A 9,343-nucleotide genomic window follows, 5' to 3' on the forward strand; every position below is an offset into this window, starting at 1 on the left:
TGTAATATTTGTTAGGCTTTGTGGGCGATTACAGCATAAAAAGGATCGCCTCCTCCTATTCCCATCATCTGTAGCAAAGGAGGTAAAGTTGATTGTTGAATTATTACTTCTGGTTCGGTAAAACCGTCAACAGAATGAAAATATTTGCGTACTAAGTTTATGCGATCTCGATCAGTTCCATCTCGCCAAGCTGCGATCGCTTTTTGATAAAACATGCGATTGGAAAAGCTGATAATTACTATCCCATTTGGTTTGAGAATTCGATATATTTCTGATAAAACTGCCTCGGGATATTGTAGGTATTGTATCGAAACCGTAATTAAGACTGCATCAAAATTATTATCTTCTAAGGGAAGTTTTGGTTGCTGATTCAAATTTTGCAGAAAATAACGATCTAACTGGGGATTTTTGGCTAATTCCTCTTGATTCATTCCATGACCTTCTACGTGAGAAAATTTTAGGTCTTTGGGTAGATGAGATACCCAACTACTCATCAGGTCTAAAATACGGCTATTGGGTTCTAATTTTTCTCGATAAAGATTAGTCAGGCGATCTATAAATCCATCATCAACATGAGTAACAAAGCGGGGCAATTCGTAAAAATTGAGATCGTTGGCATCGTCCAATTTGCTTCTCTGTTCTGGGCGTAGCATATTCAAAAAAGTACTTTATTATTGAGATGAATTATGTTGAATTGTAACGTTTTTTCTGAAATAAAAGCTAATTTAGCCACAGCATATTGTGTCAAATGGAAAGGTGTCATACTACGGAACATTTTTGAGATTTAAGAGTCTTATTATCAGTTAATCAATCAGTTTACTTGGCAATATCCCATTGAAGAAAAATGTTACCCGATCGAGATATAAACAGTTAATAGTTATTAGCCACAAACTTAATAAATTTGGGTTTAATTATTGGTTTTATTATTTATAATCGCTAGCATCTAAGACTCGTCTGTATCTGTAAATATTGCTTTTTTACCCTGTTCCCGTTGGCTTAAAGCAAACATTTTGAGGTAAGGCGATATCCCTCGTTAAAAACGATAGTAGAGTTCAGGAATTCTCTAAAATGGCAAACCAAGAACATTTAGCATTAATCAAGCAAGGAGTAGACGTTTGGAATGAATGGTACAAGAAGAATAAACGAGTAATTCCTGACTTAGCTACAATAAATCTAAGCGGTTTTAACTTAAGTGGTATTAACTTACAAAGAGCAAATTTAAGAGGGGCTAATCTAAGTCATGCAGATTTAACCAAAGCTCAATTAGTTAATGCTGATTTGGTAGGTGCAAATTTTTTAGCAGCAGACTTAAAAGATGCTAATTTAAAAGCAGCTAATTTAGATTATGTTATTTTTTCTCAAGCCAAACTTAATGCTAAAACTATAATTGCTGCTAAAAACCGTAACGTATGGGAAATTGTTAATAATAAAACTCAAGATAAAAGTTTTAATGGTGCAGATTTAAGAAATTCTAATTTATTTCGCGCTGAATTGAGCAAGGTTGATTTAAGTCATGCCAAACTAGAGAATGCCAATCTTAATAGTGCTAATCTCAATAATGCTTATCTTTTTAAAGCAGACTTGACAGGAGCTAATTTACAAAATGCCGATTTGAGAAATGCTTATTTCAGTCAAGCTAATTTAACTAAAGCTTATCTTAGTGGTGCATTATGTTGTGGAACATATTTTAAAGATGCCGACCTCAAATTTGCTGTTTTGAAAAGGGCTAAATTTAGTCACAAGACCATGATTGACCTTAAATGGCATTCTGTATGGGAAATTGTTAATCGTGGTGCGGCGAAAAAGAATCTTAGTGGCATAGATCTTAGCAATGCCAATCTTCAAGGAGTTAATTTTGCAGAAGCTAATTTAAGTCATGCTAATTTGAGTAATGCCAACTTAAGTCAAAGCAATTTGGATTTAGCTAATTTGACTAATACGGATTTAGCAGGAGCAAATGTCAGTGGTGTGGATCTCAATCAAGCTAATCTTAGAGGGGCTAAATTAAAGTCAGTTATCGGTCGAGATACTCAATTACCTGTAGCGGTTAAACCGATCCAGACAAGTGTAATGGTACAAGAAAAACCTACGACCATACAAACTGTAGCGACTCTTGATCCAAGTCAAGCAGCTTTAGTCGATAGCCCTCAAACCAAACCCAATACTAAAACAAATATATTTGGTTTAGTATTGGCAGGATTAATTACTTCGGCGATCGCAGTATCTTATGTTGTATTAACTCAAAATCCGAATATTTCTTGGCAGGATTTGTTACAAAAGTTGCAGCCTTGGAAAGATAAAGTAGAAAAGTTAATTCCTATTAATTAATTATTATTCAATCAGTTAAACCAGGAAGGGTTAGATCTCCTTTCATTATAAATATCAGATCCAACCCTTCTTAATGACTTTGTTTGTATGGGTAACAGTTATTATTTAGTCGTTTTCCCAACTGTCACTAGAAATTAAATCCCCAATAGGATCGCGTAATAAGTAGTCACATCTTTCCAATTCACACTCGATTGTCACCCATTCACGAGCAGGAATATATTTGCAGAGAGTATATATTGATTGCTGACGGCTAATCAAACCTGTTTCGATTAGTTGTCGTGCTTCGTCTCTTAAGGTGTCAATGGAATATCTAGTAGAAACGCAGGGGGATGCAGTAGCAGCAGTCATGTTTTATCACCGTATATTTAGTAGTTTAAAATTAATTCTCTTGATACCACTATAAACTATCTCGAAGATGATTAACTAACAAAATCTTATTCTTGCTGTATCTAAAATAACAAAATAATTGTAGTATAAGAAAATCAAATAGCGACGTTAATGTTAACTTAATAAATACTAATTATTTTTAATAACTAGAGCTATTTAGAAACCAAAGTTTTGTTGAAAATTGGACTTAAATGCCTCAGAGTCAAGATTATATAGAGCTTTTAAAGCGATCGCTTGAGCTTGTTCCATTTGCCCGTAACTAAATACTAAAGGTAGTTTGTTATCAATAAAATCCTCGAACCACGACAATACATAAGGACTACCGTAAATTACTATTCCTTCTATTTGGTTTTTAGTTGCCAACTGTTGATAAATCTGTCTGGTATTAGAGTTTAAACCCGCATTCCCTCGAAAAGGATTGCCTCGGATAAATATCTGTAACAAAGTGGGGCGAGAATCGAGCAAGATACAGTCGAGGGTGCTGCTGTCTACTATTTGTCTTTGATAGCCAAGCTGTTGAGGAATGGCGATCGCAGGAGTGTTTATATCTAAATAACCTGCATTTAAGATGTCATCTACAATAATTAAGTTGCGAGACTCACTTTTATTGGCAGAAATTAGAGGGAGATTAGCGGTTTGTAATGAATCTTGTAAAATCGATTTAACTGTTAACCTAGATTGGGGGGCAGATATCTCTGGAATAGTATTAGATTCGTCTAACACTTTCTGTTTGGCTTGCCAAATGCGTTCCCAAGATTGTTCGATCTGCTCTCGGTTGATACATCCCGACTTAACTGCATCATAGATTGATCTGATCGCAACTTCTGGATCGTCAGGCATTAATAAAATATCGCTACCCGCTTCTACTGCCATGACAGCTATTTCTTCAGGGGATGCGTACTGGGTAATGCCTCCCATAATTAAAGCATCAGTCACGACTAAGCCAGAAAAACCCAACTCCTGTCTTAATTTTCCCCTAACGATCTCCGTTGAAATAGTAGCAGGTTTATCTCGATCCCAAGCAGGTATAGAGAGATGGGCAGTCATCACGCTGTCTACTCCAGAGGCGATCGCTTTTTGGAAAGGAGGTAATTCTATTCGGGCTAATCGAGCATCATCATGGGGTAAGGATGGCAATTCTAAATGAGAGTCGGTAGCTGTGTCTCCATGTCCCGGGAAATGCTTGGCAGTAGTTAAAACGGGATAAGACTTTGCCCCTTGAATAAATGCCCCACTTAAAGCAGAAACAACTTGAGGAGATTCTCCAAACGCTCGAATATTAATGACAGGATTATCAGGGTTGTTATTGACATCCACCACGGGAGCAAGTATCCAATTAATTCCTATGGCGATCGCTTCTTGCGCGGTTATTCTACCCATCTTCGCCGCATATTTTAGGGCTAACTGAGAATCTTGTTGATAGATTGCACCCAATGCCATTGGTGGTGGAAACCAAGTACCCCCAGGAAAACGCTGTCCGATTCCTTCTTCAATATCTGCTGCGATCAACAAAGGTATGTTTGCCCAAGATTGAAGTTGCCCACATCGCTTTTGTAATTCAATGCTACTTCCTCCTAAAAGAATCACCCCCCCCAGGTTTAATTCTTGTAGCCATTGTTGCAGTTGAGCATTAGAAGCCTCCCAAGCAGGGTAGCGAATTTGATGGTCGAATAAATAGCCAGATGCCCGAACAACAATCATTTGGGCGATTTGCTCTTTTAAAGATAAACTGTGCCAATCTTTGCTCATTAATTATTCAATTACTCTACTATTTCTGGCTTATTTTGTCTTTCCTCACTGATTTTATTGAGAAGATTGAGCATTCCATCTCCTCTTTCTAAAGAGCGATCTTCAATAAACTGTACTGTTGGGGTACGACGTAGCTGCATTCTACTACCCAATTCTTTGCGGACATAATGAACCGAAGAATCTAACCCTTCCATAGTTTCTTCTTTGGCTTCTTCTGTCCCATATACGCTGACAAAAATTTTAGCGTGTTGTAAATCTCCCGACACATCAACGTCAGTAACGCTTACCATTCCCGCACCAACGCGATCGTCTTTTATTTCACTAAGCAACATTTGACTTACTTCCCGCTTGATTAAAGCAGCTACGCGAGCCACGCGACGACTATTAGCCATAATATTTTTATTTTGATAACTGTGGGTGATGTAACTCCATCCTGCAATTACATCATCATTAATTGTATTGTTTTTCTTATTTAATTTTTTATTTCGCCAAACGAGCCAGAATACTAGATTCGGGAAAAGACATTTTTGGGCTTTCTTCCAATAAATATTCTAAAAATGTTTCTGCAATCACCGATAGTTTCTTTCCTGCTAGGCGACATACAAACCAACGCCGTTTAATGGGAAAGTGTTGAAAATCAAGAACAGTGAGTTCTCCCGACACTCTTTCGGAAATAAGGCAGTGTTCTGAGAGGATAGATATCCCCAATCCTCCTGATATTGCTTGTTTAATCGCTTCATTACTACCTAGTTCTAGTTTTACTTTAACTGAAATATTATGCTGCTCAAAAAGCTCTAGGATGGCATCTCTAGTACCCGATCCTTGTTCTCTCATGATAAACGGGCAATTGTTTAATTCTTGGATGTCTAAATTCTTTTTTCCTGCCAAGGGATGTTCCTTTTTCGCTACTACCACCAAAGGATTATTTAAAAATGCTTGGCTTTTAAGATCTATATCTTTATGAGGATTGCTCACTACATATAGATCGTCTTTATTGTCTGACATTCGCTGCTGAATTTCTCGATGATTGGTCACTTTGAGAGCAACATCAATACCTGGGTAATGCTGGCAAAATGAGCCTAGTAGTCTGGGGACAAAATATTTGGCAGTAGTAATAACAGCTAAATTTAACTGTCCTTGTTTAGTACCTTTCAAGTCTGCTACCTTGATTTCAAAATTATTCAATTTCTCAAAAATATCTTGACAAGTAACTAGCAATTCTTTTCCTGCATCCGTTAAATAGAGACTCTTGCCTATTTGCTCGAATAAAGGCAATCCTATAGCTTTGGTCAACTGTTTGACTTGACTAGAGACTGTTGGTTGAGTAATTAATAATTCTTCTGCTGCACGAGTGAAACTACCGTTTCTGGCTACTGTCTCGAAAACTTTGAGTTGATGTAGAGTTGCTTGAATCAAAAGTTTTTGCTCCTGGCTAATTCGATCGAACTTACTTTTTACTATCATATAAATAAATCAATGCTTTTTTAAAAAAATATAGGTATATATATATGCATTTGATACTTAAATAAACTCTAAAAATTAGAAATTAGCCTAATATTATTTTAGATATGTAGATCAGATCGCAAGTAAAAGTTGAACAACTAAATTGATAGTTTCATCATGTTTGATTTTCTCAATCCTCTCCTCAAACGTCATCCAGAACGGATCAAAGCTGATATAGAGATTTATACTTGGGCGACTTGTCCCTTTTGTATTCGCGCTAAATTACTTTTGTGGTGGAAGGGAGCAAATTTTACTGAATATAAGATTGATGGAGATGAAACTGCCCGCAATAATATGGCACAGAGAGCAAATGGTAGTAGAACAGTCCCTCAAATTTTTGTTAACGATCGCCATATAGGGGGTTGCGACGATCTTTATAATTTAGATGCTAAGGATGAATTAGATACTCTTTTAGTTCAGCCAAGTACTTAATTTTTTAGATGTAAGCTGCAAATGTAATGGATAATAGATTTTCTAATATATTCAATCTGACTGAAGATCAAGCGATCGCTTTATTGAAAAAGCCTTTAAATACTGAAGATGGTACATCAGAACGTTATGTGGGTGCGGCACATCTAATTAACTTTCCGACAGAAAGGTCGATTAATGCTCTGATTGAAGCCATAGAAGATCGAGATCCTGCTTTAGAAAATCGTATAGCCAGGCGTAAGGCGTTAGAAAGTTTGGGTCGCTTAAAAGCTGTCCGAGCATTACCCACATTAAGAGCTTGTTTGTCAGATGAGGATGTTCTGACGGTGGAAAATGCGGTATGGTCGATCGGGGAAATTGGAACAGAAGATGAATCTATCCTAGAAGAGATCGCCAATCTGTTAGGCAAACCAAATCAAACTTATCGCGTCATCATTCATACCCTGGCAAACTTTGATTACAAGCCCGCCATTGACAGAATTAAACCTTTCACAAATTATGACGAAGAATCTGTAGTTAGTGCAGCGATCTCATCTTTGGCTCGTCTGACCGAAGATAATAGCCAAATGGGACGAGTAGTAGAGTTTTTACAAAACGATAATATTAATGCCCGACGTGCTTGTATCCAAGATTTAATTGATGTTGAATATTATCCCGCTATATCGGCGATCGCCAAAGCTCCAATTTCGATAGCCTTTCGTTTGCGCGGAATAAGATTATTAGCAGCCAAAGGTATTGGTAAGGGAAAGATTACTTTTGGGGATATTGAGTCGAGTTTGGATCGAATAATTCGCGATCGCCCTCAAGATATTGAGATGGTACACGAATATGACCAACTACCGTCTTTAGAGTTTTTAATTAGAGAGTTATACCATACTGACTTTGGACGTTGTTATTTGGCAGGAAAAACCATTCTAGAAACATATCCAGCCCAAGCACCTGAGGCTCTTTTGAAGACTTATGCAGAAGAAGCTCATAATGACTATGGCGCGCATTTTCATGTAGTTAAATTATTAGGATTGCTCAAACACAAATCTAGTTACGATCTCATAGTTGAAGCTCTACACAATGATTCGCCTCAGTTTCAGAAATCTCGTGCCGCAGCAGCTATCGCCTTAGGAAATATTCACGAGATTCGAGCAATTCCTATTTTGAAAGAAACTTTAAATACTCCCATTTTTGACCTTAAATACGCCAGTCTTTTAGCATTAGAGCAGTTGGGAGAAAGTTGTTGGTCAGAAGTTGCCAACGACCAAAATCTTTTAATTAAAGCTAAAGCTAACTACAAATTGAGTTAGTAGTAATAACCAATAGCAAACAATAAATGAACCTTTGGCAAAATCCTCCCTCTTCACCAAGCCTACAAGACAATCTAGTTCACATTTGGCGTACTAATTTAGATTTATCAGAGCAACTGGTTACAGAGTTAGCAACTTGCTTGTCTAAAGATGAAATAGCTAGAGCAAGCAAGTTTCGTTTTCTAGCAGATAAAAGAAGATTTATCGTTGCCAGGAGTATTTTAAGACATTTATTGGGTGATTATCTCGGAATAAGCCCCGAAAATTTGGTATTTAACTATGGCGATCGAGGAAAACCGCAACTAAAAAAATGTAGCATGGCACATCCCTTACAGTTTAATATCTCTCATTCCCACGAATATGTATTGTATGGATTTACTACTAACCATTTAATTGGAGTAGATATTGAATATTTAAGAAAAATGCCAGATGCATTAAAAATTGCTCGACGCTTTTTTTCCCCCAGAGAATTTCAGTTAATTGCTAGCTTAAAAGACGAACACCAAGAAAAAGTTTTTTTAAAACTGTGGACAGCTAAAGAAGCCTATCTAAAAGCAGTTGGGGTCGGATTATCAGGATCTTTAGCTAGTGTAGATCTTGATCTAGATCGAGAGGAAGACTTTCGTTTATTAGCTATAAAAGGAAATACCATCGCAGTACAAGATTGGTCTATTTATTCTTGTATCCCTTCAAATGATTATGTAGGGGCTGTGGCTATTGAAACTCAACTAACTAAGCAACAGATTAGCTTTTGGAATTGGAATCGAAATTTATAACTACTATTTCCCAACTTTTCTTAAGCAAAACATAGACAAACATAATAAAGTTTAAAATCGATGTTACGATCCCTTATAATTTCTTAATAATATAGTAAATAGGATTTAACAAGAGAGTTTCTATGACGACTATTAGCTTTGTAAAGGAAAATAAAGAAGCGATCGCAGCACAAGGATCTAATTTACGTGAGAAAGCTCTCCAAAATCGAGTCGATATATATACCCTGGGAGGTAAACTAAGGAACTGTGGTGGCTATGGTCAGTGTGCGACGTGTGTTGTTGAAATTGCCGAAGGTATGGACAATTTATCCCCCAAAACCGATTTTGAAAAACGTAGATTAAAGAAAAAGCCTGACAATTATCGTTTAGCTTGTCAAACTTTAGTCAATGGATCGGTCAAAGTAATTACTAAACCAAAAGCTTCTAAGAAGAAATAACTCTAGTCCATGCAGCTATCCTCCTAAGTAATGATATCCTAGATAGGAATGTTGTTTTAAAATCACCCACCTAGGAGCTGCTTTTATATGGAAGTTAACGATCTGGGATTTGTAGCTACTATTCTATTTGTTTTAGTTCCTACTGTCTTCTTACTCATTCTCTTTATCCAAACTGATAAAGACCAAAGAGAAGGTTAATATAATCTAAGAAATAAAATAACTTTTTTTGTAGTTGAGCTACAAAGCAATTATTTGCAGCTGCCTTGGCGATAGATGGACTAGTCGCTTTTCTGGGTTAAGTGCATTATCGCTTTCTGCTCGACTTTTTGTATATATAAGATGTTAGTCAATAAACAGTCAATAAACAATTTATAAGCTATTTAAGTACCTAAGCAAAATTATTTGTATGTTTTAAGATAAAATTAAAGAAACTCAT

The 9,343-nt window shown here is 36.6% G+C and carries 11 protein-coding genes; 6 read left to right on the forward strand and 5 right to left on the reverse strand.

The features are described 5' to 3' along the window. Positions 1-11: 11 nt before the first annotated feature. The gene (locus tag I4641_RS08185; RefSeq protein ID WP_229639997.1) at positions 12-653 is read right to left on the reverse strand and encodes a class I SAM-dependent methyltransferase; all 642 of its coding nucleotides are present in this window, start codon (positions 651-653) and stop codon (positions 12-14) included. A 415-nt stretch (positions 654-1,068) separates the two neighbouring features. Between I4641_RS08185 and I4641_RS08190 the strand changes: the two genes are divergently transcribed. Further along, on the forward strand, positions 1,069-2,328 hold the full coding sequence (locus I4641_RS08190) for a pentapeptide repeat-containing protein (protein ID WP_229639998.1): 1,260 nt from the start codon (positions 1,069-1,071) through the stop codon (positions 2,326-2,328). A 105-nt stretch (positions 2,329-2,433) separates the two neighbouring features. Here the strand turns inward: I4641_RS08190 and I4641_RS08195 are convergent, their stop codons facing one another. The 4 genes from I4641_RS08195 to I4641_RS08210 form a co-directional block, all read right to left on the reverse strand. Continuing rightward, the gene (locus I4641_RS08195; RefSeq protein WP_229639999.1) at positions 2,434-2,676 is read right to left on the reverse strand and encodes a DUF4327 family protein; all 243 of its coding nucleotides are present in this window, start codon (positions 2,674-2,676) and stop codon (positions 2,434-2,436) included. A 195-nt stretch (positions 2,677-2,871) separates the two neighbouring features. Beyond that, positions 2,872-4,464: a glycoside hydrolase family 3 N-terminal domain-containing protein gene (locus I4641_RS08200; protein ID WP_229640000.1), complete on the reverse strand. Its 1,593-nt coding sequence runs from the start codon at positions 4,462-4,464 to the stop codon at positions 2,872-2,874. Positions 4,465-4,475: 11 nt separating this feature from the next. Further along, entirely contained in the window at positions 4,476-4,856 is a 381-nt protein-coding gene (gene rbfA, locus I4641_RS08205) for a 30S ribosome-binding factor RbfA (RefSeq protein ID WP_229640001.1), read from the reverse strand. Positions 4,857-4,944: 88 nt separating this feature from the next. Next, on the reverse strand, positions 4,945-5,880 hold the full coding sequence (locus I4641_RS08210; RefSeq protein ID WP_229640006.1) for a LysR family transcriptional regulator: 936 nt from the start codon (positions 5,878-5,880) through the stop codon (positions 4,945-4,947). Between the two features lie 204 nt (positions 5,881-6,084). Here I4641_RS08210 and grxC point away from each other — a divergent pair, with 204 nt between their 5' ends. From grxC to psbM, 5 genes are all read left to right on the forward strand, one after another. Then, complete coding sequence (gene grxC, locus I4641_RS08215; protein ID WP_229640002.1) at positions 6,085-6,399, forward strand: glutaredoxin 3; 315 nt, start codon at positions 6,085-6,087, stop codon at positions 6,397-6,399. Positions 6,400-6,425: 26 nt separating this feature from the next. Further along, entirely contained in the window at positions 6,426-7,694 is a 1,269-nt protein-coding gene (cpeY, locus tag I4641_RS08220) for a C-phycoerythrin alpha-cysteine-82 phycoerythrobilin lyase CpeY (protein ID WP_229640003.1), read from the forward strand. 26 nt (positions 7,695-7,720) lie between these two features. Then, the gene (locus I4641_RS08225; protein WP_229640004.1) at positions 7,721-8,470 is read left to right on the forward strand and encodes a 4'-phosphopantetheinyl transferase family protein; all 750 of its coding nucleotides are present in this window, start codon (positions 7,721-7,723) and stop codon (positions 8,468-8,470) included. A 122-nt stretch (positions 8,471-8,592) separates the two neighbouring features. Next, a complete protein-coding gene (locus I4641_RS08230) occupies positions 8,593-8,907 on the forward strand; it encodes a 2Fe-2S iron-sulfur cluster-binding protein (protein ID WP_229640005.1) in 315 nt (104 codons plus the stop codon). Positions 8,908-8,994: 87 nt separating this feature from the next. After that, the gene (gene psbM, locus I4641_RS08235; RefSeq protein WP_106238888.1) at positions 8,995-9,105 is read left to right on the forward strand and encodes a photosystem II reaction center protein PsbM; all 111 of its coding nucleotides are present in this window, start codon (positions 8,995-8,997) and stop codon (positions 9,103-9,105) included. Positions 9,106-9,343: the final 238 nt, after the last annotated feature.

It is taken from the genome of Waterburya agarophytonicola KI4, from assembly GCF_020640915.1.
GTDB lineage: Bacteria > Cyanobacteriota > Cyanobacteriia > Cyanobacteriales > Xenococcaceae > Waterburya > Waterburya agarophytonicola.